The sequence below is a fragment of the Mesorhizobium sp. WSM4906 genome (assembly GCF_029674625.1).
GTDB lineage: Bacteria > Pseudomonadota > Alphaproteobacteria > Rhizobiales > Rhizobiaceae > Mesorhizobium.
Genome location: NZ_CP121355.1, coordinates 2,232,678 through 2,256,958, shown reverse-complemented (window position 1 = coordinate 2,256,958; position 24,281 = coordinate 2,232,678). Strand labels below are relative to the sequence as shown.

Here is a 24,281-nt window from a genome sequence, read left to right as displayed (position 1 = left end):
ACGCCAAGGAGGCGCCGATGCAGTTCGATCTGCTGATCAAGGGTGGCCGTGTGATCGACCCGGCCTCGGGCCTCGATGCGGCGCTAGACGTCGCCATCGCCGATGGCCGCGTCGCCGCGATCGACGCGGCCATCGATGCCGAGGCCGCCGGCGAGATCGTCGACGCCAGGGACTGCATCGTCGCGCCGGGTCTCGTCGACCTGCACAGCCATGTCTATTGGGGCGGCACCTCGCTCGGCGTCGACGCCGACTGGCTTGCCGCCAAGAGCGGCACCACCACCTTCATCGACGCCGGCAGCGCCGGCGCCGGCAATTTCCTGGGCTTTCGCCGCCACGTCATCGAACGCTCCAAGGTCCGCATCCTCGCTTACGTCAACATCTCCTTCGCCGGCATATTCGGCTTCGCCAAGACCGTGTCGGTCGGCGAATGCAGCGATCTCAGGCTCTGCGAGCCGCGCGAGACGGTGGCAGCGGTGCGCGAGCACGCCGATGTCGTCGTCGGCGTCAAGGTGCGTTCCGGCAAGCATGCCGGCGGCACCAGCGGCATCGCACCCGTAGACCTGGCGCTCGAAGCCGCCGATAAGGTCGGCCTGCCGCTGATGGCGCATATCGACGAGCCGCCGCCCGGTCGCTCGGAAGTGCTGCCGAGACTCCGCCACGGCGACATCCTCACCCACTGCTTCCGGCCGTTCCCCAACGCGCCGGTCTTCGCTTCGGGCGCGGTGCGGCCGGACATGCGCCTTGCCCGCGAGCGCGGCGTGATTTTCGACATCGGCCACGGCATGGGCTCCTTCGACTTCGAGGTCGCCAAGGCCATGCTTGCCGAAGGCCTGGCGCCCGACGTCATCTCGAGCGACGTCCATCTCTACTGCGTCGATGGCCCCGCCTTCGACATCCTGGTCTGCATGTCCAAGCTCATGGCGCTCGGCATGCCGCTGGTCGAGGTGCTGCGCGCGGCGACGCAGCGCCCGGCTGAGGCGATCGCGAGGCGCGAGCTCGGCACGCTGAAAGTCGGCGGTATCGGCGATGTCGCGGTGCTCAAATTGCAGCCGGGACGCTTCACCTTCGTCGATGCGGTCGGCGCTTCACTGGTCGCGGATCGGCGGCTGGTCTCCAACGGCATCGTCATCGGCGGCAAATGGTGGCCGAACGAGGCCGCGAACCACAATGAGACTGAGCGCTTCGAAGCGCATGCCCATCATACGCATGTCGAGGTTGCGGCCATGCATTTTCGGCAGCGGCATGATTAGCCGATCTCTCCCTGAGGGGAGATGGCCGGCAGGGTTGCGGCGGCGGCGCGTTTGACGAATGGCTTCCCCCACTCCGTCGCTGCTTCGCAGCGCCACCTCTCCCCCACATGCACACATCTTCTGTGACTGGCGTGACTGATCGACCTGAGGCTTGATTGCCAGGTGGTTCCCCCAATCCGTCGCTGCTTCGCAGCGCCACCTTTCCCCCCTCCGGAGGGAAAGGAAGGGAGCCTTGCTGGACGAGCGTTGACGGCAAAAGGCCTGGCGCCTTTCCTCTACCCCGTCGATCGGGGGAGAGGTGGCTCGGCGAAGCCGAGACGGAGTGGGGGTCGACCAGCGCTACATTAGACAATGCATGCGCCAAGCCGCCATGCACGCTATCGCCAAAGACCAGCCGCTTGGAAATGTGTGCATGCCGTAGCCCTCCGGAGGGAGAGGAAGGAAGCTGAATAAGCTCGCGCTTTTCCTCTCCCCCGTCGATCGGGGGAGAGGTGTCGAGCGAAGCTCGACGGAGTGGGGGTCGACCTTACCCAGCATTGCTCGGCTCGCCGTAGACCGGCGTGGCGATCCCCTCCATCCTCGCCTTGAGCTGCATTGCCACGAACTTAGAATAGAAGCGCGACAGCGCGAGGTTGCCGCCGTGGAACCACAGCGCCTCCTGCGCCGTCGGCTTCCACATGTTGCGCAATTCACCCTGCCACGGGCCGGGATCGCCCTTGACGCCGGAGCCCAGCCCCCAGCACGGGCCGACCTTGTCGGCGATCTCGCGCGAGACGATCGCCGCCACCGTCTCGTTCATCGACTGGTAGCCGGTGCAGCAGACGATCGCGTCGACGGCGAGCTCGCTGCCGTCCTCGAACAGGATGCCGCTCGGCGACAGCGCCTTGATGCCGACCCCGCTCTTCACCGCGATCTCGCCGTTCAGGATCAGCTCGCAGGCTCCGACATCGATGTAGTAGCCCGACCCGGTGCGGTAGGCCTTCATCAAAAGACCGGTTTCGTCCTCGCCGAAGTCGATCGCAAAGCCACTGGCGCTCAGCCGCTTGTAGAAATCCGCGTCGCGCTCGCGGATAACGTCATAGAGCGCCCGCTGGCCTTTCGGCACCAGCGCGAACGGCGTCGAGGCGACGATCATGTCGGCCTTGTCGGTGGTGATGCCGCGCGCCAGCGCCTTTTCAGAAAAGATCTCGAAGCCGACCTCCATCAGCGTGTCGGACTTCACCACCGTCGTCGGCGAGCGCTGCACCATGGTGACCTTGGCGCCCGCCTCCCAGAGGTCGACGCCGACATCGTGGCCCGAGCTTGCCGCGCCGATCACCGCGACGCGCTTGCCGCGGAATTTCTCGCCTGTCGAATACTGGCTGGAATGCAGCAGCTCGCCCTTGAAGCTGTCCGCGCCGGGCAGCTCGATCCGCCGCGGCGGCCCGTAGGCGCCGGTGGCGAAGACGATGTGCTTGGGCCTCAGCGTGATGGGCTGGCCGACACGGTCGACCACCACCGTCCAGACCTTTTCGGCCTCGTCATAGGCAGCGCTGATGCATTTGGTGGCGACCCAGTAGTTCAGCTCCATGACGCGGGCATACATTTCCAGCCAGTCGCCCATCTTGTCCTTGGGCGTGAACACCGGCCAGTTTTCCGGGAACGGAATATAGGGCAGATGGTCGTACCAGACTGGATCGTGCAGCACGAGCGAACGGTAGCGGTTGCGCCAGGAATCGCCGGCACGCGCGTTCTTCTCGACGATGAGCGTCGGCACGCCGAGCTGCCGCAGCCGGGCGCCGAGCATGATGCCGCCCTGGCCGCCGCCGATCACTAGGCAATAGGGCTGCTCGTGCATGCCGAGGTCGCGCGCCTCGCGCGCTCTTTTCTCGGCCCAGGTCTCGCGCTCGGGATCGGCCTTGTGGCGGATACCGAGCGGCCGGGCCGGCCCCTTCTGCTCCTCGAAACCCTTGAGCTCGCTCATCGCCGTGAACAGCGTCCGGCAGCGGCCGTCCTTGAGCCGCAGGATACCCTCGCCTCGCGCCACAGCCGTCTCGAAGCTGAACCAGGCCTCGATGATGCCGTCGTCGACGCTGGCTTCGCCGGACAGGCGCCAGTGCGACGGCCGCGCCGATGGCAGCGTGGCCTCGAGCATCTCGCGGACCGCCGCCTGGCCCTCCATGGTCTTGATGTTCCATGTGAAGGTGAGCAGATCGCGCCAGTAGCAATCCTCAACGAAGAGGTTCGTCGCCGCCTCGATGTCGCCGACTTCGAGCGCCCGGCCGAACGAGCCGAGCCAGGTCGCCGCCTGTTGCGATGGTGCGATATCGAGCATTCTTCTTCGTTCCCTTTTCAGTTCGAATTCTTATCGAAGCCGGCGCCGCCGCTTCTCCTTCTCCCCTTGTGGGAGAAGGTGGATCGGCGCGATAGCGCCGAGACGGATGAGGGGTGTTCCAGCGGAGTGAGACGCTGGCGTTCCCTGGAACACCCCTCATCCGACCGAGCTTCGCTCGGCCACCTTCTCCCACAAGCGGAGAAGGAATAGTCGCTAGTCCCCGAGCGGCTCCATCTCCTTGCCCGTCCGGTGGATCTGGGCGTTGTACTTTATACGGCGCACCGTCTCGCGCGCCGGGCCGTCGAGCTTGTAGGCCGACGCTACCGCCAGCAGATCGATCGCCGCCAGGAAGGCGTAGCGCGAAGCGGTCGGCTTCAGCGTGTCGGGATATTCGGGTACCGCCATCGTCAGCCGCACGTCGCAGACCCGCGTCAGTTCCGTGTCCGGTGCCGTCACGCAGATCGCGTCGGCGCGATAATGCCTGGCAAGCTCCACCGCCTCGATCACCTCCCGTGTGCGCCCGGTCGCCGAAATCGCGATCACCACATCGCCTGGCTTCAGCGTCGAAGCCGTCATGCGCATCAGATACGGGTCGCACTGCGCGCTGATCGTTATGCCATAGCGGAACAGGCGGTATTGCGTTTCCTGCGCCAGTGCCGACGAGCTGCCGCCGAGGCCGAACACCGTCACCTGCCTTGCCTTGGCGATCAGTTCCGCCGCCTTCTGCAACTGCCCTGGATCGATCTGCCGCTCGGCCTCCTGCAGCGCGCGCCGCGCTTCGCCGAACACGGCGTTCCAGAACGGCATGCCGCTGTCGCTGTTCGAAGGTTGCGGCTTGGTGCTGAGATAGAGCGCGCCGACGACCAGGCTCTGCGCCAGCTTCAGCTTGAAGTCGCGCACGCCCTCGCAGCCGATAGCGCGACAGAAGCGGGTGACCGTCGGCTCGCTGACCTGCGCGCGCTGCGCGAGCGCGGCATTGGACGCATCGACCGCGTATTTGACATCGTCGAGCACGACATCGGCGACGCGGCGCTCGGCCGGCCGCAAATCCGCGTAGCTGTCCTTCACCTGCGAAATGATGTCAGGGAAGCGTCTGACATGGTCGTGCCGGTCGCCATCCTCATCGGGAATTCGCAGCACCTGGCTGTCAGCTTCGGTCATTGGCCAGTCCTTCCCTGCCCGTTTCTGGACCAACCATATTCGCGATTATCCGCCCGCTGACCATGGCAATCAACTGAAGCGAGTATGTAGGAAAGTAACACACATCGCAAGGGGATCAAAAATAGCGGAAAATCAGACTCTTAGATAAGAACTGATTGAACCTGATTGCGTCAGCTCTTTGTCGTCGCTTGACAGTAAAGTAGGATAGTTACAGACTGATTTCGCGGACGGATGGGCCTTTGGCAACGCATCGCGCAGTCTCCGAGGGGGAGCATGAATACGGCCAGCGCAAGAACGCCGAAGCTCGGCGTGCAGGCAGCGAGCAAGGTCTACAGCACGGCCTCCGGCGATCTCCTCGCCCTGGACCGCTGCAGCCTCGATGTGCACGCCAATGAGATCGTCTCCATCGTCGGCCCTTCCGGTTGCGGCAAGACGACGCTTTTGTGGTCGATGTCGGGCCTGCACCGGCTGACCAGCGGCTCGATCCTGCTCGACGGCAAGGAGATCACCGGCCCACGCCCCGAGATCGGCATCGTCTTCCAGGAAGCGAACCTGCTGCCCTGGCGCAACCTCGACGCCAATATCAACTTCCCCTTCGAGATCAAGGGCGAGAAGCCCGACCGGGCCTGGATCGCGCATCTCTTGAACCGCGTCGGGCTCGACGGCTTCGGCGGCAAGTTCCCGCGCGAGCTTTCCGGCGGCATGCAGCAGCGCGCGGCGATCGTGCGGGCGCTGGCGCTGAAGCCTTCCGTGCTTCTGATGGACGAGCCCTTCGGCGCGCTCGACAGCTTCACTCGCGAGGAGATGAACCGCCTCGTCGAGGAGATCTGGCTCGACACCAAGACGACGATCGTCTTCATCACTCACAGCATCGAGGAAGCGATCTTCCTCTCCGACCGGGTCGTGGTGCTGACCACCCGGCCAGGCCGCGTCGCCAAGGTCTACGACGTGCCGTTTCCGCGGCCGCGCTCGCTGGAGATCATGGCGACCAAGGAGGTCTTCGACCTCACCAACCGCATCAAGATGGACATCGTCGGCGAGCGCCGGCCGAAGGGATCGGAGCAGCAGGGGCAAAAAACCGCTGAAATCGTGAGGATCAGGCCGTGAGCGGGGGCGACGCCATTCCGGAATTCTCGAAGAGCAAGGGCGGCGACGGCCAGGACGTCAGCCTTACCAATCTTTCCGCCTTCGCTAGCGGCCCCGGCGTCAAGTCCGGCGCCGAGGTGGCGGCGATCCTCGCCGTCGCCGTGGTGATCATCGGCGGCATCGAGCTGGCGCTCCGCATCTTCCACGTGCCGCAATACATCATGCCGCCGCCAAGCTCGATCGTTTACGCGCTGTTCGACGAGTTCCCGCTGATCGCGCCGCATCTCGGCTACACGCTGGTCGAGCTGGTGTCGGGCTTCGCCATCGGCGCCATCGTCGGGCTGGTGATGGCGGCGGTGATCACACAGTTCCCCTTCGCGGAAAAGATCGTCGCGCCTTACATCCTCATCCTCGTCACCACGCCGATGCTGGCGCTGGTGCCGCTGCTCATCCTGCGCTTCGGCTTCGGCTATGCGCCGCGCATCATCGCCGTGGCGTTGGCCGCCGGCCCGATGGTGATGATCAACGCCGCCACCGGCTTCCGCCGCGTCGACAGCGCCAAGATCGCGCTTGCCCGCTCCTACGGCGCGAGCACCTTGCAGATATTCTGGAAGATCCGCGCGCCGATGGCGCTGCCGATGATCCTGGTCGGCCTGATGATCGGCGCGATCTTCGGGCTCTTGACCGCAGTCGGCGCCGAGATGGTCGGCGGCGGCTTCGGCCTCGGCAACCGGCTTACCTCCTATTCGTCGATGATCCAGATGCCGCAATTCTTCGCGGTGGTGCTGATCCTGTCGATCCTCGGCATCCTGATCTACGTGCTGTTCTTCCTGATCGGCAAGAAATGGGCGAGCTGGGAGACCTGAGCATCGGAGCATGAACGCCCGGAAGGCGGGCGAAGGCAAGGCAAGCGATCGACAGAGGGCAATCAACAAAGGGGAATGCCATGACCAATGAAAATCCGATCCGTTCCAGTGCTGCAGCGGGCATCAGCCGCCGCTACTTCCTGCAGGTGACGGCGGCCGGCGTCGTGACCGCCACCGCGCTCGGCGCATCAGGCTTGAAAGCCAGGGCGGCGGCTTATGAAAAATTCACCTGGATCTCGCCGCGCGGCACACTGGAAGTGCTGGACGATTATCCCTACTGGTCGGCCAAGAAGGCCGGCTATTTCGGCGACCTCAATACCGACATGCAGCCTGGTCCGTCGGACGGCACGGCGACGGTGAAGTTCGTCGATGTCGGACAGGCCGACATGGGCTTCCCCTCGCCCGGCGTCTTCTCCTTCGCCATCCAGAACGGCATGAAGCTGAAGTCCGTGTTCCACATGGGCGCGCGCGACACCTTCAGCCTCGCCTTCCGCAAGGGCCAGGGCACCAAGAACCTCAAGGACCTCGAAGGCAAGACCATCCTGCTCGGCTCCGCCGCCTGGCAGGCGATAGTCGATCCGCTGCTTGCGGCCCAAGGCGTCGACATCAAGAAGGTGAAATATGTCGAGGCCGGCTGGCCGACCTGGGGTACGGCACTTGCCGGCGGCCAGGGCGATGCCGCACTCTCCTGGGAGGGGTTGCGTGCCGAATGGATCGCCAAGGGCCTTGACTTCGAATATTGGCTGGGCGTGCAGAACTCGAAGCTGCCGGCCAATACCTTCGTCGTGCGCGCCGCCGACCTCGAGGATGCCGACAAGAAAGCCTTCCTGGAGAAGTACCTGCGCGGCTGGGCGATGGGCCTCGAATTCGGATACCAGAACCCGCGCGCGGCCGTCGAGGCCGTGTTCGAGCAGTTCCCGACCTTGGCCAAGAACCTCGGGCCGGAGCTCGGTACCACCTCGATCCTGCAGCAGATCAATGTCTTCCGCGGCGACATGGACAAGCGCGGCGGCTGGGGCTCGCATGACATGGCGAGCTGGCAGGGCTTCTTCGACGAGATCCTGAAGATCGGCCAGATCACCGCGCCGGTGAGGGCCGAGGACGTCTGCACGAACGACCTGATCCAGGCCGCCAATGATTTCGACAAGGCCAAGGTCAAGGCCGACGCAGACGGCGTGAAACTGTCGGAAGGCTTTGCCGCGCTCGACATCGAGAAGATCAAGGCGCACCTGTTCGACTCGGCGGTGAAGTAGGCTGCAATTGTTGAGGTAAGCGCTGCCCCTCATCCGCCTGCCGGCACCTTCTCCCCGTATAGTGACGGGGAGAAGGGAGGTGGCCGCAACGCCGGCGATTGGCGAAACCCTCGGCGAAGGGCTCTTTCTCCCCGTCACTATACGGGGAGAAATGCCCGGCAGGGCAATGAGGGGCAGCGCCAACCTGTGGCGATTGCCCGGACAGGCACATGGGCGGCGGCCGCACATCGCCACCCACAGTTCAATTGATAATCAGGGAGGCTGACATGGCCGACAAAGTAAGAATCCTGGTGGTTGGTCTGGGCAATATGGGCGCCTCGCATGCCAGCGCCTATCACCGCTCGGACGGCTTCGAGATCGTCGGCATCATGAGCCGCACCATCAAGAGCAACAGGAAGATCCCAAAGGAACTTGCCGGCTATCCGCTCTATGAGGATTTCGACCTGGCGCTGAAGGAAACCAAGCCGGACGCGGTCTCCATCAACAGCTGGCCGAATACGCATGCCGAATATGCGCTGAAGGCGATCGCCGCCAACTGCCATGTGTTCATGGAAAAGCCACTCGCCACCAACATCGCCGACGCCGAGAAGGTGGTGGCCGCGGCGCGTGCCAAGAACCGCAAGCTGGTGCTGGGCTACATCCTGCGCGTCCACCCGTCCTGGATCAAATTCATCGAGGTCGGCAAGACGCTCGGCAAGCCGCTGGTGATGCGCCTCAACCTCAACCAGCAGAGCAGCGGCACCGCCTGGCATTGGCACAAGAACCTGATCGACTCGCTGATCCCGATCGTCGACTGCGGCGTGCACTATGTCGACGTCATGTGCCAGCTCACCGGCGCCAAGCCGATGCGCGTGCACGGCATCGGCGCGAAACTCTGGGCCGAGGCCGACAAGCAGAATTACGGCCACCTGCATGTCACCTTCGATGACGGCTCGGTCGGCTGGTACGAGGCGGGCTGGGGACCGATGATGAGCGAGACGGCCTATTTCGTGAAGGACGTGGTCGGCCCGAAGGGTGCCGTCTCGATCGTCGCCGGCCAGTCGGGAAGCAGCGCCAAGGAAGCCGAGGAGGTATCGGATTCCGCCGACATCGACCGCCATACCAAGACCGACGCGCTGAAGATCCACTATGCGCAGGTCGACGGCGACAAGAACTTTTCGATGCCTGACGAGATCGTCAGCATGGAGGACGAGCCCGGCCATCAGGAGCTTTGCGACCGCGAGCAGGCCTTCTTCCTGCGCGCCATCCGCGAGGATCTCGACCTGACCGAGCAGATGGATGCGGCCGTCAACAGCCTGCGCATCGTGCTCGCCGCCGAGCAGAGCATCGCGGAGAGGCGCACCGTCGAGCTGGCTTGAGGCTCGGCGCGCCCTGCCGCGCCAGCCCCCTCATCCGGCCGCTTCGCGGCCACCTTCTCCCCGACGGAGAGGTCAGCCGAGCGAAGCGGAGGCTGGGTGAGGGGAACGCCGAGCCGTTCCCGGCTATCGGCGCGATCATAGGGGGAGGAAGACATGGCAGCGATTTCGGACAGCCTGCTCGAGACCTACACCAACTCCGACGCCCTAGGCCTGGCAGGCCTGGTGAAACGCGGCGAGGTTTCGCCGAGCGAGCTGGTCGAAGCGGCGGTCACCACGATCGAGCGCCTGAACCCTGAACTGAACGCTGTCGTCCATCGCCTCTACGACATGGCGCGCGCCCAGGCGGCGACGGTGGACAGGAACGCGCCTTTCGCCGGCGTGCCTTATCTGCTCAAGGAGCTCGCCTCGTCCTGGAAGGGTGCGCCTCTCACCAATTCCTGCTCCTACCTGAAGGACTTCGTCGCCGATTCCGACAGCGAGGTGGTGCGCCGCATCAAGGCGGCCGGCCTGGTGCTCGTCGGCAAGTCCAACGCGCCCGAGAACGGCTGGTCGATCACCACCGAGCCGAAGCTATACGGCACGACGAAGAACCCCTGGAAGGAAGGCATCACGCCGGGCGGATCGAGCGGCGGCGCTGCGGCCGCGGTCGCCTCGCGCATGGTGCCGATCGCCGAAGCCAGCGACGGCGCCGGCTCGATCCGCGTGCCGGCCTCGTGCTGCGGCATCGTCGGGCTGAAGCCGTCGCGCGGCCGCGTCAGCCTCGCGCCCTTCGGCGACTATTGGTATGGCGGCGCCTATTTCCTCTGCTTATCGCGCACGGTGCGCGACACGGCCGCCTATCTCGATGCCGTGGCCGGCGCGCTGCCGGGAGATGCCTACACGCCGCCGGTGCCGGAGGGCAGCTGGCTCAGCCTCTCCGCGCGGACGCCGAAGAAGCTGCGCGTCGGCTTTACCGTCACGCCGCCCAATGGCACCGCCATCGATGCGGAGGTCAAGGCGACGGTGCTTGCGGCGGTGGCCGCGCTTCAGCGCCTCGGCCATGATGTCGAGGAGCACGACATGCCGCTCGATGCCGATGCCGCCTGGAAAACCTACACGGACATGACCAACGTCCAGACGGCCGCGACCTTCGGCTTTCTCGAAACGCTGGTCGGCCGCCCGGTGACACCGCACGACGTAGAGCCGGTGACCTGGGCAGTGATCTCGCGCGGCCGCACGACCAGCGGCATCAAGCATGTTTCCGATGTCGAGCAGCTGAGGCTGATCGGCCGCGACATCGTCACCGACCTCAACCCCTACGACATCTTCGTCACCCCGACGCTGACTGAGCTGCCGCGCCCCTTCGGCTACTACGACATGTCGGAGACCGATCTCGACCGCTACAACGCCAAATGGGGCGACGCGGTCTTCAACTTTCCCTTCAACTTCTCCGGCCTGCCGGCGATCTCGCTGCCGCTTGGGCAGTCCGCCGGCGGCGCGCCGATCGGCGTTCAGCTCGTCGGCCGCTATGGCGACGAGGCGACGGTGCTCGCGCTCTCCACGCAGTTGGAAGGCGAGATGCCATGGAAGGACCGGCGGCCGGCGCTGTAGGCGATCACCTTGTGGGCTATCAACGTACGTTGGTGTAGTCATCGCAAACGCTGATGATGAGCTGAAGGCTCATGAACCTCGTCATTCCAGGGCGGAGCAAGGAGCGAAGCGACGCGCGCAGACCCTGGAATCCATGCCCTTACCTGGACCGAAGTGTGCAAGGGTGCGGAATTCTGGACCGCCGCGGCGCTTCCAAGTCACGGCATAGATCCTCGGGTCTGCGCGCGTCGCTTCGCTCCTTGCTCCGCCCGTGGATGACGACGCGATAGGCGTTTTCGGCCAGTCGCCAAGGCATGGAATCTGCCAACGCACATTAACCAACCGGACCTTCGGACGGGGCCGCCCAAAATCCCTATAAAATTCCTATATCTTTCCCGCCCGCCTCGTCTCGAACCTTTATGGCGATCGGGTCCATATTTCCCTTCGAAAGAACGCTTTGATCGCCGTCATCGCCAAAGTGATGCGCGGTCGCGTGCAGTTTTGAGCCTGCCCGAGCGGGCTGCAAACACAAATGGAAAGCAAGGAACACCTGAAATGGACCTCATTGTTCTCGGGATCGGGATTTTATTCTTCGTCTTGTCCTTAGCCTACGTCAAAGCCTGCGACAGAATCTGAGCGGAGCGATCGGATCATGCTTCTTGATTACATACTTGGCGGCGCGGTGACCTTGTTCCTGCTTGCCTATCTCACCTACGCGCTCATTCGCCCAGAACGCTTCTGATTGGCGCACGGAAGGTCACATCATGACACTCAACGGCTGGATACAGATCCTCCTCTATTGCGGGATCCTGCTTTTGCTCGTGAAGCCGCTCGGCGGCTATATGTACCGCGTCTTCAGCGGTGACCGAACCTTGCTGTCGCCGGCGCTTGTTCCGATCGAGCGCGGCCTCTATCGCCTCGCCGGAACGAGCGAGCGGGAGGAACAGCACTGGGCCGTCTACACGACGGCCATGCTGCTCTTCAACCTTGTGGGCCTTCTCGTTCTCTACGCGCTGCAGCGGCTGCAGGGCGTGCTGCCCTACAACCCGGCAGGCATGACCGCGGTCGACCCGCAGCTCGCCTTCAATACCGCCGCGAGCTTCGTCACCAACACCAACTGGCAGAACTACGGCGGCGAAAGCACGATGTCCTACCTCGTGCAGATGGCAGGCCTCACAGTCCAGAATTTCGTCTCGGCCGCCACCGGCATCGCCATCGCGATCGCGCTGATCCGCGGCTTCGCTCGTGCCTCGGGCAAGTCGATCGGCAATTTCTGGGTCGATCTGACCCGCTGTACGCTCTACGTGCTCCTGCCGATGTGTATCGTGCTGACGCTGGTCTATGTCTGGCTCGGCATTCCGCAGACGCTTGGGCCTTATGTCGACGCCACCACGCTGGAAGGCGCCAAGCAGACCATCGCGCTCGGACCGGTCGCCTCGCAGGTTGCCATCAAGATGCTTGGCACTAATGGCGGCGGCTTCTTCAACGCCAATGCCGCGCATCCGTTCGAGAATCCGGACGCGATCTCCAACATGATCCAGATGCTGACGATCTTCGCGCTCGGCGCCGGTCTCACCAACGTCTTCGGCCGCATGGTCGGCAATCAGCGCCAGGGCTGGGCGATCCTCGCTTCGATGGGTGTGTTGTTCATAGCCGGCGTCATCGTCTGCTATTGGGCCGAGGCCGCCGGCAATCCGCTCGTCCATGCGCTGGGCATCGACGGCGGCAACATGGAGGGCAAGGAGACCCGCTTCGGCATCGCGCTCTCGGCCCTGTTCGCGGTCATCACCACCTCCGCCTCCTGCGGCGCCGTCAACGCCATGCATGATAGTTTCACCGCGCTCGGCGGCATGATCCCGATCATCAACATGCAGCTCGGCGAGGTCATCGTCGGCGGTGTCGGCGCCGGTTTCTACGGCATCCTGATGTTCGTCGTCGTCGCCGTCTTCGTCGCCGGCCTGATGGTCGGCCGCACGCCCGAATATCTCGGCAAGAAGATCGAGGCCAAGGAGGTCAAGATGGCAATGCTCGCCATCCTCTGTCTGCCGCTGGCGATGCTGATCTTCACGGCCATCGCCGTGGTCCTGCCGAGCGCCGTGGCCTCGATGGCCAATGGCGGCCCGCACGGCTTCTCCGAGGTGCTCTATGCCTACACGTCGTCGGCCGCGAATAACGGCTCGGCCTTCGGCGGACTCACCGGCAACACGCCCTGGTTCAACCTTACGGGTGCCATCGGCATGCTGATGGGCCGTTTCCTGGTCATCATTCCGGCTTTGGCCATTGCCGGCTCGCTGGCGGCGAAGAAGACCGTGCCCGCTTCGGCCGGCACTTTCCCGACCGACGGCACGCTGTTCGTCGGGCTGCTGGTCGGCGTCATCGTCATCGTCGGCGGCCTCACCTTCTTCCCGTCGCTCGCCGTCGGTCCGATCGTCGAGCATCTGGCGATGATCCATGGACAGACCTTCTGAGATGACCATGCTCCGCTTCAACGACATACGCGCGCATGACCGTCACCAGGCCGGTGACGGAGCGCCCGACAACGGAAGGGACGAGAAACCTCGACCTTTCCCGACGCTTTCAACCTTTCTCGGCATGGCGGCGGTGCTGTTGGTGCTGTGGCTGCTGGCCACCGGCCTTCCGCACCTGTTCCCGAAGACCGAACACCCGGCGCCGTCCAACATCACCGATACCGGAGCCTCGAAATGAGCCAGTCCAAATCCGCGAGCATTCTGGATGCCCGCATCCTGGTGCCCGCCATCGGCGGCGCCTTCCGCAAGCTCGATCCACGCACGCTGGTCAAGAACCCGGTGATGTTCGTCGTCGCCGTCGTCTCGGCGCTCACCACCGTTCTGTTCGTCAAGGACCTCATCACCGGTGGCGGCGATCTCGGCTTCACGCTGCAGATCATCATCTGGCTGTGGTTCACCGTGCTGTTCGCCAACTTCGCCGAAGCCGTCGCCGAAGGCCGCGGCAAGGCTCAGGCCGACTCGCTGCGCAAGGCGCGCACCGAGACCCAGGCCAAGCTGCTCGTCAACGGCGAGGATCGCGGCAAGTTCAAGCTGGTGCCCGGCACAAGCCTGAAGGTCGGCGACATCGTGCTGGTCGAAGCCGGCGACATCATCCCTTCGGACGGCGAGGTGATCGAAGGCGTGGCTTCCGTCAACGAGGCGGCGATTACCGGCGAATCCGCGCCCGTCATCCGCGAATCCGGCGGCGACCGTTCGGCCGTCACCGGCGGCACGCAGGTGCTGTCCGACTGGATCCGCGTGCGCATCAGCGCCGCCTCCGGTCACACCTTCCTCGATCGCATGATCTCGCTGGTCGAGGGTGCGGAGCGCCAGAAGACCCCGAACGAGATCGCGCTCAACATCCTCCTCGTCGGCATGACGCTGATTTTCGGGCTGGCGACCGCGACCATCCCGAGCTTCGCTTCCTATTCCGGCGGCGATATCCCGGTCACGATCCTCGTCGCCTTGTTCGTGACGCTGATCCCGACCACGATCGGCGCGCTGCTCTCGGCCATCGGCATCGCCGGCATGGACCGCCTGGTGCGCTTCAACGTGCTCGCCATGTCCGGCCGCGCCGTCGAGGCCGCCGGCGACGTCGACACACTGCTGCTCGACAAGACCGGCACCATCACGCTCGGCAATCGCCAGGCGACCGAGTTCAGGCCGGTCAAGGGCGTCACAGAGCAGGAACTGGCCGATGCGGCGCAGCTTGCCTCGCTCGCCGACGAAACGCCGGAAGGCCGCTCGATCGTCGTGCTCGCCAAGGAGAAATACGGCATCCGTGCCCGCGATATGGCGACCTTGCACGCGGCCTTCGTGCCCTTCACCGCGCAGACCCGCATGAGCGGCGTCGATATCGACGGCTCGTCCGTGCGCAAGGGCGCGGTCGACGCGGTGCTGGCTCACGTCAACCAGGCGACCGTCGCCGCTCACGGCACGCGTCCCACCGGCGAGACGATCCGCGACCTGCAGGCCATAGCCGACGAGATCGGAAAGGCCGGCGGCACGCCGCTGGCGGTCGAGCGTGACGGCCGCCTGCTCGGCGTCGTCCATCTCAAGGACATCGTCAAGGGCGGCATCCGCGAGCGTTTCGCGGAGCTGCGCAAGATGGGCATCCGCACGGTGATGATCACCGGCGACAATCCGCTGACCGCGGCCGCGATCGCCGCCGAGGCTGGCGTCGACGATTTCCTCGCCCAGGCGACGCCGGAGAACAAGCTGTCGCTGATCCGCGAGGAGCAGGCCAAGGGCAAGCTGGTCGCCATGTGCGGCGACGGCACCAATGACGCGCCGGCGCTCGCCCAGGCCGACGTCGGCGTCGCCATGAACACCGGCACGGTCGCCGCGCGAGAAGCCGGCAACATGGTCGACCTCGACAGCGATCCGACCAAGCTGATCGAGATCGTCGAGATCGGCAAGGCGCTGCTGATGACGCGCGGCTCGCTGACGACCTTCTCGATCGCCAACGACGTGGCGAAGTATTTCGCCATCATCCCGGCGATGTTCGCGGTCTTCTACGTCGCGCCCGGCCAGTCCGCCGGTCCGCTGCAGGCGCTCAACATCATGCATCTGGCGACGCCGCAAAGCGCCATCCTGTCGGCCATCATCTTCAACGCGCTGATCATCATCGCGCTGATCCCGCTGTCGCTGAAGGGCGTCAAGTACCGCGCCATCGGCGCCGGCGCGCTGCTTACCCGCAACCTTCTCGTCTACGGCCTCGGCGGCATCGTCGTGCCGTTTGTCGGCATCAAGGCGATCGACCTGATCGTCACCGCCCTCGGCCTCGCTTAAGGATCTGTTCCGATGTTCAAGCAACTCAGACCCGCTTTTGTCATGATCGTCTTCTTCACGGTGCTTACCGGCCTCGTCTACCCGATCGGCATGACCGGCATCGCCCAGGCGCTGTTTCCCAACCAGGCCAATGGCAGCTTGATCACGAAGGGCAGCAAGGTCATCGGCTCCGAACTGATCGGCCAGGCCTTCGCCAGCGACCGTTATTTCCACGGCCGGCCGTCGGCCGCCGGGGACGGCTACAACGCCGCCGCCTCCAGCGGCTCGAATCTTGGACCAACCAATGCGAAGCTGATCGAGCGCATCAAGGGCGACGCCGACAAGTTGAAGGCCGAGAACCCGAGCGCGCCGGTGCCGATGGACCTCGTCACCACCTCGGGCAGCGGTCTCGACCCAGACATCAGCCCCGAAGCCGCCTATTTCCAGGTGCCGCGGATTGCCAAGGCCAGGGGCATCGACGAAGCCAAGGTGAAGTCGCTCGTCGGCAGCCATGTCGAGGATCGCGAGCTTGGCTTCATGGGCGAGCCGGTGCTCAACGTGCTGGCGCTCAATCTCGCGCTCGACGACCTGAAATAATCAGCACCCGTGCCGGGGATCGACACGACCCCCGGCGCAATTCATGATTGGACTTGATGCCGGACGACAGGACAAACCCGGAGAACAGACCATCTCCCGACGCGCTGCTCGAGCACGCTGAGCGGGAGGGTCGCGGCCGTCTGCGGATATTCCTCGGCGCCGCGCCCGGCGTCGGCAAGACCTACGAGATGCTGATGGCGGGCCGCGCCCGCCGGGCCGACGGCATCGACGTCGTGATCGGCGTTGTCGAAACGCACGGCCGCAAGGAGACCCAGGCGCTGGTCGACGGCTATGAGGTGGTCCCGCGCCACCAGGTCGAATATCGCGGCCATGTCCTCGAGGAGATGGATATCGACGCGATCCTGAAACGGCGCCCGGCGCTGGTTCTGGTCGACGAGCTCGCCCACACCAACGCGCCCGGCAGCCGCCACCCCAAGCGCTATCTCGACGTGCAGGAGATCCTGTCGCAGGGCATCGATGTCTACACCACGCTCAACATCCAGCATGTCGAAAGCCTAAACGATGTCGTGGCACAGATCACCCGCGTCCGGGTGCGCGAAACCGTTCCCGATTCCATCATCGACGAGGCCGACGACATCGAGGTCATCGACCTCACCCCCAACGACCTGATCCAGCGGCTGCATGAAGGCAAGGTCTATTTCCCTCAAACCGCGCAGCGTGCGATCGAGAACTATTTTTCGCCGGGCAATCTGACCGCGCTTCGCGAGCTGGCGTTGAGACGCACCGCCCAGCGCGTCGACGAGCAGTTGCTCAACCACATGCAGTCCCACGCCATTCCGGGACCGTGGGCCGCCGGCGAACGGGTCCTCGTCTGCGTCGACTCGCGTCCCGGCGGAGCCGCCCGCATCCGTTACGCACGCCGGCTTGCCGACCGGCTCCGCGCGCCCTGGACGGCGCTGCATGTCGACACGCCTCGCCTGGCCGGCATGTCCGAGGAGGACAAGGACCGGCTGGCGACGAACCTGCGCCTTGCCGAGCAGCTCGGCGCCGAGGTGGCGACTATCCCGGGCCAGAACGTCGCCCAGGACATCGTGCGCCACGCGACGGCGAACAACTTCACTCATATCGTCATCGGCCGGCCGACCCGCTCGTGCTGGCGGGAACTGATCGAGGGCTCGCTCACCTATGATCTGATCCGCAATGCCGGCGACATCAGCGTGCATGTCATTTCGGGCACCGAGCGCGACGCGGGGACGCCTTCGACAAGGGTTAAAGCGGCCGCCGAGCAGAAGCCTTTCCAGATCTGGCCCTATTTGTTCTCCACGGCCTATGTAGCCGGTGCACTGGCCATCAGCTCGGTTCTCGACCAGTTTTTCGATGTTCGCAATCTGGCAAGCGTCCTGCTCCTGGCCGTGCTGACGTCGGCGGTGACCTTCGGGCTCTGGCCAGCGCTTTACGCTTGTTTCCTGAGTGCCCTTGCCTTCAACTTCTTCTTCCTCGAGCCGCGCTACACGCTGACGATCAGGGACCCGGAGAGCATCGTCGCCTTTGCCGCCTTCCTCGTTGTCGCCGTCATAGCCAGCAATCTGACGGCGCGCGTGCAGCGCCAGGCGGTCGCCGCCCGCTCGCGTGCACGGGCAACCGAGGACATCTATTCCTTCGCCAAGAAGCTCGCCGGCGCCGGCACGCTCGATGACGTGCTGTGGGCCACCGCGTTCCAGATCGCCTCCATGCTGAAAGTGCGCGTGGTGCTGCTTCTGCCGGAAAACGGCACGATCACGGTCAAGGCCGGCTACCCGCCGGACGACACGCTAGCCGAGGCCGACATCGCCGCCGCCCGCTGGGCCTGGGAGCACGACCGCCCGGCCGGCCGCGGCGCCGACACGCTGCCCGGCGCGAAGCGTCTCTACCTCCCTTTGCGGACTGGGCGCACGGCGGTCGGCGTCGTTGGCCTCGACAACGACAGGCAAGGCCCGTTGCTGACGTCCGAGCAGCAGCGTCTTCTCGACGCGCTTGCCGATCAGGCGGCGGTCGCCATCGAGCGCATCCAGCTTGTCGCCGATGTCGACCGTGCCAGGCTGGCGGCGGAAGCGGACCGGCTGCGCACGGCGCTGCTCACCTCGATCTCGCATGACCTGAAGACGCCGCTTGCCGCCATCATGGGCGCCGCCGGCACGCTGCGGGAATATGCGGCCGCCCTTCCCGAAAAGGATCGCGCAGACCTTCTGTCGACCGTGGTCGACGAATCGGAGCGGCTGAACCGCTTCATCGCCAACCTGCTCGACATGACCAAGATCGAGTCGGGCGCGATGGAGCCGAACTACGCCTTCCATTATGTCGGCGACATCGTCGGCTCGGCGCTCGATCGGGCCCGCAAGATCACCGGCGAGCATCGGATCGACACCGACATTCCGCCGGACCTGCCGATGCTGCGCCTCGACCCTGTCCTGTTCGAGCAGGTGCTGTTCAATCTTCTCGACAATGCCGCGAAATATGCGCCGCCAGGCTCGGCCATCCGCCTGCAAGGCTGGCTCGACAACGGGTCCGTCATCCTGCAGATCATGGACGAGGGACCGGGCATTCCGGTCGACGACCTCGAGCGCATCTTCGACACCTTCTACCGCGTGCGCAAGCGCGACCAGGTCCGCGCCGGCACGGGTCTCGGTCTGTCGATCAGCCGGGGCTTCATCGAGGCCATGGGCGGCGCGATCTCGGCGGCGAACCGCACCGACCGGCCGGGCGCGATCTTCACCATCCGCATGCCGGTTCCGGAGGAAATTCCGGACTTGGCCGTCGCCAAGACGGATGACGCCGCATGACCAGCCAGAACGTCAGCATCCTGGTCGTCGACGACGAGCCGCCGATCCGCAAATTGCTTCGGGTCGGCCTCGGCAGCCAGGGCTATACGGTCTCCGAGGCGCCGAATGCCAAGGCCGCAATCGAGTTCGTGCAGGCGGAACGGCCCGACCTGATCCTGCTCGACCTCGGTCTGCCCGGCATGACCGGCCTCGAGCTTCTCGGCAAATGGCGTAACGACGGCCTGGACATTCCGGTCGTCATCCTTTCGAGCCGCACCGACGAGGCCGGCATCGTCTCGGCGCTCGAGCTCGGTGCCGACGACTACGTGACAAAACCCTTTGGCATGAATGAGCTGGTCGCCCGCATCCGCGTGGCGCTGCGCCACAAGTTCCAGCAGCAGGGCGAGAAGCCGGTATTCCAGACCGGAGACCTGTCGGTCGACCTGGTGAAACGCATCGTCAAGGTCGAAGGCAAGGAAGTGAAGCTGTCGCCCAAGGAATACGACATTCTGCGCATGCTCGTGCAGTATGCCGGCAAGGTGCTCACCCACCAATTCCTGATGAAGCAGATCTGGAACGATTCGACCGACGTGCAGTATCTAAGGGTCTATGTCCGCCAATTGAGGCAGAAGATCGAGAAGACGCCGGACCAGCCGCGCTACATCATCACCGAGACCGGCGTCGGCTATCGCTTGCGTGAGGTCGACTAGCTGACGCAAGCCTGAACCATGGTACATCCGGACAAATCCCCTATATTATGGGCAGGTTCCGTTTTTTCATGCGGGAAGGAAGCAATGTCGCATCCTCGCTTTTTGGCAATTATGACCTCGGCGGCCGTGGTGTCTGCTACCCTTTGGGGTGTGGCTTCAAACGCCTCGGCTCAGGTCGTCATCCCGACGAACCGCAACGCGCTGATCCAACAGAACGAACTGCAAACACTCCGGAACCAACTGCAGCGGCAGCAGTTCCAGCAACAGCAGCAGCTATACCGCGAACAGGACCGGCAGATCGCGCCGAAGCCTCGCCCTGAAGTGCCGATCGTCAAGCAGAATTGCCAGTCCCAGGTAATTGGCACCACGATTTCGCGGGTCTGCCGCTGACATTCCGGCTTTTTCCGTTTATTTAGCCGACTTACTTGCTGGCAAAATGCCGGATTGCAAGGACGATGGTTTTGGGGTTTGCAGGGGTAAGGCTTTTGCCGTACGCGCATGACGCGCGGGGCGGATGCTGCTCTCATCGGATTTTGGGATGGCAACAGCCAAGAAGAAAGCGGTACGCAGAGCAAAGAAAGGAGCACGGATCCGCCAGGTGGCGGCCATCCCCTTTCGTCTGCGCGAAGACGGCGACATCGAGGTGCTGGTGGTCACCTCACGCACGACCAGGCGCTTCATCGTCCCCAAGGGCTGGCCGATGAAGGGCAAGAGCGGGCGCAAGGCGGCTGCTATCGAAGCCCAGGAAGAGGCCGGCGTGCTGGGCAAGGCGCTGAAGCAGCCCGCGGGCACCTATTCCTACTGGAAACGCATGGCCAACGGTTTCATTCGCGTCGACGTGGCCGTCTATCTGCTCGAGGTCACCGAGGAGATGACCGACTGGCGGGAGGCCGCGAACCGACAGCGGGCCTGGCTGCCGCCTGCCGATGCCGCCTTGCTCATCGACGAGCCGGAGCTTTCGACGCTGCTCAGGGATTTGACGATCCCGGCGACCGTTCCGGCCTGACAGAATCTCTTTAATCGGCGTCGCCAGGAAAAGGCCGTGCCGGCGTGCCGGTATAAGCCCATAGCCATTCCTTGGGCAGCGGTCCCTTGTTGCGGTCGCTCTCCTGCGACTGCTCCCAGGCATGCGCCAGGATGCCGACCGAGCGCGACAGCACGAAGAGACCGCGCGTCAGTGGCGGCGGGAAGCCGAGCTCGCCATAGATGACGGCGGTGGCGCCGTCGATGTTGAGCGGGATCGTCTTGCCCTTGCGCGTTGCGACCTCCGCCTCGATCGCCTCGGCAATGCCGGCGAAGCGCCCGCTGACGCTGCCGCGCGCGGCAAACGCGCGCGTCAGTTCCATGAGGCGGGGCACCCGCGGATCGATTGGATGGAAGCGATGGCCGAGGCCGGGCACATAGCCTTTCTCCTCGGCAAAGAAACGATCGAGCCGCGCCGACACCGCTTCCGCAAGACCTGCGCCGCCATCCATCGCGGCGGCAATGTCGCCATATAAGGCGAGCGCCTGCTCGCCGGCGCCGCCGTGCACGTCGCCCAGCACGTTGATGGCGGAGGCCATGGCGTTGTTGATGCCGACGCCACAAGTGGCGGCCATGCGCGCGATCGCGATCGAGGGCGCCTGCGGGCCGTGATCGACGGCAGCTCCCAGCGCGATGCCGAGCAGCGCCGCCTGCTCCTCGCTCGGCAATTCGCCGCGCAGCATCAGCCAGATCATCGCCGGAAAGCTGACTCGGCCGATCAGGTCCTGGATCTCGTAGCCGCGCAGCCGGATCACGCCGGGATGCATCTCGATGATGCCGGTCTGCCACCATTCCTCGCCACGCTCGCGGCCGGTCTTCTTCTCCGCGCTCATGCTCGCGCCCTCGTTTTGTCGCTCGCCGGCAACGCGGCGAACACCTCGTCCAGATGCTCGCCGAGCCGCGGTGGCGGCCGGGCGGGCGCCGGTGCCGCGCCGTCGACCATGAAGCCGCCGCGCACCACCGTCAGCGGCTCCTCCATGCCGGATACATGCTGGAAGCGGGTCGCCATGCCGCGCTCCGTCACCTGGCGTTCCTCCAGCACTTGCGGGATCGTCAGCACACGTCCCGCCGGCACGCCGGCCCGGTTGAGCTTTTCTTCCCAGATCGCGGCCGAGGCGCCGGCAAGCGCTTCCTCGATCAACGCCTTCAGCGCTGCCCGGTTCTCCTTGCGTGTCTCGCGTTCGGCGAAGCGCGGATCCGACGCCAGTTCAGGGCGTCCGATCAGCCCGCAAAGGGTGACGAACTGCTCCTGCTTGTTGGCGGCGATGTTGAGCAGCCCTTCGCCGGTGCGGAAGGCTCCCGAGGGCGCGGCCGTCATGTTCTCGTTGCCCATCGGCCGCGGCTCGACGCCGGCCGTCAGATAATTCGACACCGGCCAACCCAGCGCCGACAGCGTGCATTCGAGCATCGAGACGTCGAGGAAGGCGCCCTCGCCGCTCGTCTTCTGCCTGACAAGCGCCGCGGCGATCGCAAAGGCCCCGACCAGCCCGCCAAGCGTGTCGGCGACGGGATAGCCGACGCGCAACGGCGCGGTCTCCGGCGTGCCGGTTATGCTCATGATCCCCGACAACCCTTGGATGATCTGGTCATAGGCAGGGTTGCCGCGCATCGGTCCGGTCTGGCCGAACCCGGATATCGCGCAATAGACGAGGCTCGGCCGGACTTCCTTCAGCCTCTCGTGCCCGAGACCGAGCCGATCCATCACGCCGGGCCGGAAATTCTCGACCAGCGCGTCGGAGGTGGCGACGAGATCGAGAAAGCGGTCGCGCTCTTCCACCTTCTTCAGGTCGAGCACGACCGACCGTTTGCCGGCATTCTGCGCCAGGAAGGATGCGCCCATTCCCGCCTGGTTGAGTTCCGGCGAGGCGCCGAGCTGGCGCGCGAGATCGCCGCCCGGCGGCGCCTCGACCTTGATGACGTCGGCGCCGAGCAGCGCCAGCTGGTAGGCGCAGTAAGGGCCTGCGAGCACGTTGGTGAGGTCGAGGACGCGGATGCCGGAAAGCAGGTCTGTCATGATCTTGGCAATCGCTCAGGCATCGCCTGGCACATGCTCCGGCCCGCGCGTGCGCCGGTGCTCGACATAGGCCCAGACATGCGGACCGACGAGACCGACGAAGGCGAGCGTCAAAAGCGTGAGCGACAGCGGGTGCCGGTAGAACACCGTCCAGTCGCCATTGGCGATCGTCATCGCCCGGCGAAACTGCGTCTCGGCGAGCGGCCCGAGGATCATGCCGATGATGACGGGCGCCGTCGGGAAATCGAAGCGCCGCATCAGGAAGCCGGCGATCCCCAGCAGATAGAGGATCACGAGGTCGATCGGCGACTGCGAGATGCCATAGGTGCCGACGGTGGCGAACACCAGGATGCCGGCATAAAGCTGCGGCGCCGGGATTTTCAGCAGACGCACCCACAGGCCGATCAGCGGCAGGTTCAGGATGACCAGGATGACGTTGGCGATGAACAGGCTGGCGATCAGACCCCAGACGAGGTTGGCCTGGGTCGTCAACAGCAGCGGCCCGGGATTGATGCCGTAGCTCTGGAAGGCGGACAGCATGATAGCCGCGGTCGCCGAGGTCGGCAGGCCGAGCGTGAGCATCGGCACCAGCACGCCGGCGGCGGACGCGTTGTTGGCGGCTTCCGGCCCGGCGACGCCTTCGATGGCGCCGACCGTGCCGAATTCCTCCTTGTGCTTGGAGAGCTTCTTCTCGATCGCGTAGGACAGGAAGGTCGGGATCTCGGCGCCGCCGGCCGGCATGGCGCCGATCGGGAAGCCGATCGCGGCGCCGCGCAGCCACGGCTTCCACGAGCGCGCCCACTCGGAAGCCGTCATGTAGAGCGAGCCCTTCAGCGGCACGATCTCGTCCCTGCCGGCATAGCGGCGCGAGGCCATGTAGAGCGTCTCGCCGACCGCGAAGAGGCCGACCGCGACGACGATGACGTCGACGCCGTCGAGCAATTCGCCCATGCCGAAGGTGAAGCGCGGCTGCCCGGTCTGCAGATCGACGCCGATCATGCCGATGACGAAGCCGCCGAACAGGCTGGTGAGCCCCCGCACCGAGGATGAGCCGAGCACCGCCGAAACGGTGATGAAGGCGAGCACCATCAGCGAAAAATACTCGGCCGGCCCGAAGGCCAGCGCGAACTTGACCACGATCGGCGCCAGGAAGGCGACGCCCAGCGTGCCGAGCGTGCCGGCCACGAAGGAGCCGATCGCCGAGGTCGCAAGCGCCGCGCCGCCACGCCCCGAGCGCGCCATCCGGTTGCCTTCGAGCGCAGTGACGATCGTTGCGCTTTCGCCCGGCGTGTTGAGCAGGATCGAGGTCGTCGAGCCGCCGTACATGGCGCCGTAATAGATGCCGGCAAACAGGATGAAGGAAGCCTCCGGCGCCACCTGGTAGGTGATCGGCAGGAGCAGCGCGATGGTCAGCGCCGGCCCGAGGCCGGGCAGCACGCCGATCGCGGTTCCGAGCGTCGTGCCGAGCAGGCACCACAAGAGATTGGTCGGCGTGAAGGCGACCGCGAATCCGTGCGCGAGATAACCGAGCGTGTCCATCGCC

The 24,281-nt window shown here is 65.0% G+C and carries 20 protein-coding genes; 15 read left to right on the top strand and 5 right to left on the bottom strand.

Features of this window, described 5'->3' with window-relative positions; all coding sequences use genetic code 11:
• The first annotated feature begins 17 nt into the window (after positions 1–17).
• Positions 18–1,250 carry an amidohydrolase/deacetylase family metallohydrolase gene (locus QAZ22_RS10740; protein WP_278206737.1) on the top strand — a complete coding sequence of 411 codons (1,233 nt, stop codon included), beginning with the start codon at positions 18–20 and terminating at the stop codon, positions 1,248–1,250.
• A gap of 526 nt (positions 1,251–1,776) precedes the next feature.
• Here QAZ22_RS10740 and QAZ22_RS10735 read toward each other — a convergent pair.
• Both QAZ22_RS10735 and QAZ22_RS10730 read right to left on the bottom strand, forming a co-directional pair.
• Positions 1,777–3,564 (bottom strand): NAD(P)/FAD-dependent oxidoreductase, encoded by a 1,788-nt coding sequence (locus tag QAZ22_RS10735; protein ID WP_278206736.1) that lies wholly within the window; start codon positions 3,562–3,564, stop codon positions 1,777–1,779.
• Positions 3,565–3,777: 213 nt separating this feature from the next.
• The gene (locus tag QAZ22_RS10730; protein WP_278206735.1) at positions 3,778–4,725 is read right to left on the bottom strand and encodes a MurR/RpiR family transcriptional regulator; all 948 of its coding nucleotides are present in this window, start codon (positions 4,723–4,725) and stop codon (positions 3,778–3,780) included.
• 273 nt (positions 4,726–4,998) lie between these two features.
• On the opposite strand from QAZ22_RS10730, the gene QAZ22_RS10725 reads away from it, so the two are divergent.
• The 14 genes from QAZ22_RS10725 (at position 4,999) to QAZ22_RS10660 (ending at position 20,707) form a co-directional block, all read left to right on the top strand.
• Positions 4,999–5,832: an ABC transporter ATP-binding protein gene (locus QAZ22_RS10725; protein WP_278206734.1), complete on the top strand. Its 834-nt coding sequence runs from the start codon at positions 4,999–5,001 to the stop codon at positions 5,830–5,832.
• On the top strand, positions 5,829–6,677 hold the full coding sequence (locus QAZ22_RS10720; protein WP_278206733.1) for an ABC transporter permease: 849 nt from the start codon (positions 5,829–5,831) through the stop codon (positions 6,675–6,677). Before QAZ22_RS10725 ends, QAZ22_RS10720 begins: the two co-directional genes overlap by 4 nt.
• A gap of 80 nt (positions 6,678–6,757) precedes the next feature.
• The gene (locus QAZ22_RS10715; RefSeq protein ID WP_278206732.1) at positions 6,758–7,930 is read left to right on the top strand and encodes an ABC transporter substrate-binding protein; all 1,173 of its coding nucleotides are present in this window, start codon (positions 6,758–6,760) and stop codon (positions 7,928–7,930) included.
• 266 nt (positions 7,931–8,196) lie between these two features.
• Complete coding sequence (locus tag QAZ22_RS10710) at positions 8,197–9,288, top strand: Gfo/Idh/MocA family oxidoreductase (protein ID WP_278206731.1); 1,092 nt, start codon at positions 8,197–8,199, stop codon at positions 9,286–9,288.
• A gap of 153 nt (positions 9,289–9,441) precedes the next feature.
• Complete coding sequence (locus QAZ22_RS10705) at positions 9,442–10,878, top strand: amidase (RefSeq protein ID WP_278206730.1); 1,437 nt, start codon at positions 9,442–9,444, stop codon at positions 10,876–10,878.
• Positions 10,879–11,509: 631 nt separating this feature from the next.
• Positions 11,510–11,599, top strand: a complete 90-nt coding sequence (locus QAZ22_RS10700; RefSeq protein ID WP_040990279.1) for a K(+)-transporting ATPase subunit F — start codon at positions 11,510–11,512, stop codon at positions 11,597–11,599.
• A 22-nt stretch (positions 11,600–11,621) separates the two neighbouring features.
• Positions 11,622–13,325: a potassium-transporting ATPase subunit KdpA gene (kdpA, locus tag QAZ22_RS10695; RefSeq protein WP_278206729.1), complete on the top strand. Its 1,704-nt coding sequence runs from the start codon at positions 11,622–11,624 to the stop codon at positions 13,323–13,325.
• Entirely contained in the window at positions 13,309–13,563 is a 255-nt protein-coding gene (locus QAZ22_RS10690) for a hypothetical protein (protein ID WP_278206728.1), read from the top strand. Before kdpA ends, QAZ22_RS10690 begins: the two co-directional genes overlap by 17 nt.
• The gene (kdpB, locus tag QAZ22_RS10685; protein ID WP_278206727.1) at positions 13,560–15,656 is read left to right on the top strand and encodes a potassium-transporting ATPase subunit KdpB; all 2,097 of its coding nucleotides are present in this window, start codon (positions 13,560–13,562) and stop codon (positions 15,654–15,656) included. Before QAZ22_RS10690 ends, kdpB begins: the two co-directional genes overlap by 4 nt.
• Before the next feature lie 12 nt (positions 15,657–15,668).
• Entirely contained in the window at positions 15,669–16,232 is a 564-nt protein-coding gene (kdpC, locus tag QAZ22_RS10680; RefSeq protein ID WP_278206726.1) for a potassium-transporting ATPase subunit KdpC, read from the top strand.
• Between the two features lie 56 nt (positions 16,233–16,288).
• Positions 16,289–19,012: a sensor histidine kinase KdpD gene (locus QAZ22_RS10675; RefSeq protein WP_278206725.1), complete on the top strand. Its 2,724-nt coding sequence runs from the start codon at positions 16,289–16,291 to the stop codon at positions 19,010–19,012.
• Positions 19,009–19,701, top strand: a complete 693-nt coding sequence (locus QAZ22_RS10670; RefSeq protein WP_278206724.1) for a response regulator transcription factor — start codon at positions 19,009–19,011, stop codon at positions 19,699–19,701. The genes QAZ22_RS10675 and QAZ22_RS10670 overlap by 4 nt, the downstream gene beginning before the upstream one ends.
• Positions 19,702–19,812: 111 nt before the next feature.
• Positions 19,813–20,091: a hypothetical protein gene (locus tag QAZ22_RS10665; RefSeq protein ID WP_278207815.1), complete on the top strand. Its 279-nt coding sequence runs from the start codon at positions 19,813–19,815 to the stop codon at positions 20,089–20,091.
• 148 nt (positions 20,092–20,239) lie between these two features.
• A complete protein-coding gene (locus tag QAZ22_RS10660) occupies positions 20,240–20,707 on the top strand; it encodes an NUDIX hydrolase (RefSeq protein ID WP_278206723.1) in 468 nt (155 codons plus the stop codon).
• 10 nt (positions 20,708–20,717) lie between these two features.
• On the opposite strand, the gene QAZ22_RS10655 is transcribed toward QAZ22_RS10660, so the two are convergent.
• The 3 genes from QAZ22_RS10655 to QAZ22_RS10645 are packed head-to-tail and all read right to left on the bottom strand — an operon-like array spanning position 20,718 to position 24,277.
• Positions 20,718–21,557 carry a citryl-CoA lyase gene (locus QAZ22_RS10655; protein ID WP_278206722.1) on the bottom strand — a complete coding sequence of 280 codons (840 nt, stop codon included), beginning with the start codon at positions 21,555–21,557 and terminating at the stop codon, positions 20,718–20,720.
• Positions 21,554–22,738: a CoA transferase gene (locus tag QAZ22_RS10650; protein ID WP_278206721.1), complete on the bottom strand. Its 1,185-nt coding sequence runs from the start codon at positions 22,736–22,738 to the stop codon at positions 21,554–21,556. Before QAZ22_RS10650 ends, QAZ22_RS10655 begins: the two co-directional genes overlap by 4 nt.
• Positions 22,739–22,753: 15 nt before the next feature.
• On the bottom strand, positions 22,754–24,277 hold the full coding sequence (locus QAZ22_RS10645) for a tripartite tricarboxylate transporter permease (RefSeq protein WP_278206720.1): 1,524 nt from the start codon (positions 24,275–24,277) through the stop codon (positions 22,754–22,756).
• Between the last annotated feature and the right edge of the window lie 4 nt (positions 24,278–24,281).

Excerpts from the sequence above, each read along its gene's own strand:
- QAZ22_RS10710 (WP_278206731.1), top strand. The coding sequence starts at position 8,197 with ATGGCCGACAAAGTAAGAATCCTGGTGGTTGGTCTGGGCAATATGGGC.
- QAZ22_RS10655 (WP_278206722.1), bottom strand. The coding sequence starts at position 21,557 with ATGAGCGCGGAGAAGAAGACCGGCCGCGAGCGTGGCGAGGAATGGTGG.
- QAZ22_RS10645 (WP_278206720.1), bottom strand. The coding sequence starts at position 24,277 with ATGGACACGCTCGGTTATCTCGCGCACGGATTCGCGGTCGCCTTCACG.
- kdpA (WP_278206729.1), top strand. The coding sequence starts at position 11,622 with ATGACACTCAACGGCTGGATACAGATCCTCCTCTATTGCGGGATCCTG.
- QAZ22_RS10700 (WP_040990279.1), top strand. The coding sequence starts at position 11,510 with ATGCTTCTTGATTACATACTTGGCGGCGCGGTGACCTTGTTCCTGCTT.
- QAZ22_RS10690 (WP_278206728.1), top strand. The coding sequence starts at position 13,309 with ATGGACAGACCTTCTGAGATGACCATGCTCCGCTTCAACGACATACGC.
- QAZ22_RS10650 (WP_278206721.1), bottom strand. The coding sequence starts at position 22,738 with ATGACAGACCTGCTTTCCGGCATCCGCGTCCTCGACCTCACCAACGTG.
- kdpB (WP_278206727.1), top strand. The coding sequence starts at position 13,560 with ATGAGCCAGTCCAAATCCGCGAGCATTCTGGATGCCCGCATCCTGGTG.
- kdpC (WP_278206726.1), top strand. The coding sequence starts at position 15,669 with ATGTTCAAGCAACTCAGACCCGCTTTTGTCATGATCGTCTTCTTCACG.
- QAZ22_RS10675 (WP_278206725.1), top strand. The coding sequence starts at position 16,289 with ATGCCGGACGACAGGACAAACCCGGAGAACAGACCATCTCCCGACGCG.
- QAZ22_RS10715 (WP_278206732.1), top strand. The coding sequence starts at position 6,758 with ATGACCAATGAAAATCCGATCCGTTCCAGTGCTGCAGCGGGCATCAGC.
- QAZ22_RS10730 (WP_278206735.1), bottom strand. The coding sequence starts at position 4,725 with ATGACCGAAGCTGACAGCCAGGTGCTGCGAATTCCCGATGAGGATGGC.
- QAZ22_RS10725 (WP_278206734.1), top strand. The coding sequence starts at position 4,999 with ATGAATACGGCCAGCGCAAGAACGCCGAAGCTCGGCGTGCAGGCAGCG.
- QAZ22_RS10740 (WP_278206737.1), top strand. The coding sequence starts at position 18 with ATGCAGTTCGATCTGCTGATCAAGGGTGGCCGTGTGATCGACCCGGCC.
- QAZ22_RS10735 (WP_278206736.1), bottom strand. The coding sequence starts at position 3,564 with ATGCTCGATATCGCACCATCGCAACAGGCGGCGACCTGGCTCGGCTCG.
- QAZ22_RS10660 (WP_278206723.1), top strand. The coding sequence starts at position 20,240 with ATGGCAACAGCCAAGAAGAAAGCGGTACGCAGAGCAAAGAAAGGAGCA.
- QAZ22_RS10705 (WP_278206730.1), top strand. The coding sequence starts at position 9,442 with ATGGCAGCGATTTCGGACAGCCTGCTCGAGACCTACACCAACTCCGAC.
- QAZ22_RS10670 (WP_278206724.1), top strand. The coding sequence starts at position 19,009 with ATGACCAGCCAGAACGTCAGCATCCTGGTCGTCGACGACGAGCCGCCG.
- QAZ22_RS10665 (WP_278207815.1), top strand. The coding sequence starts at position 19,813 with ATGACCTCGGCGGCCGTGGTGTCTGCTACCCTTTGGGGTGTGGCTTCA.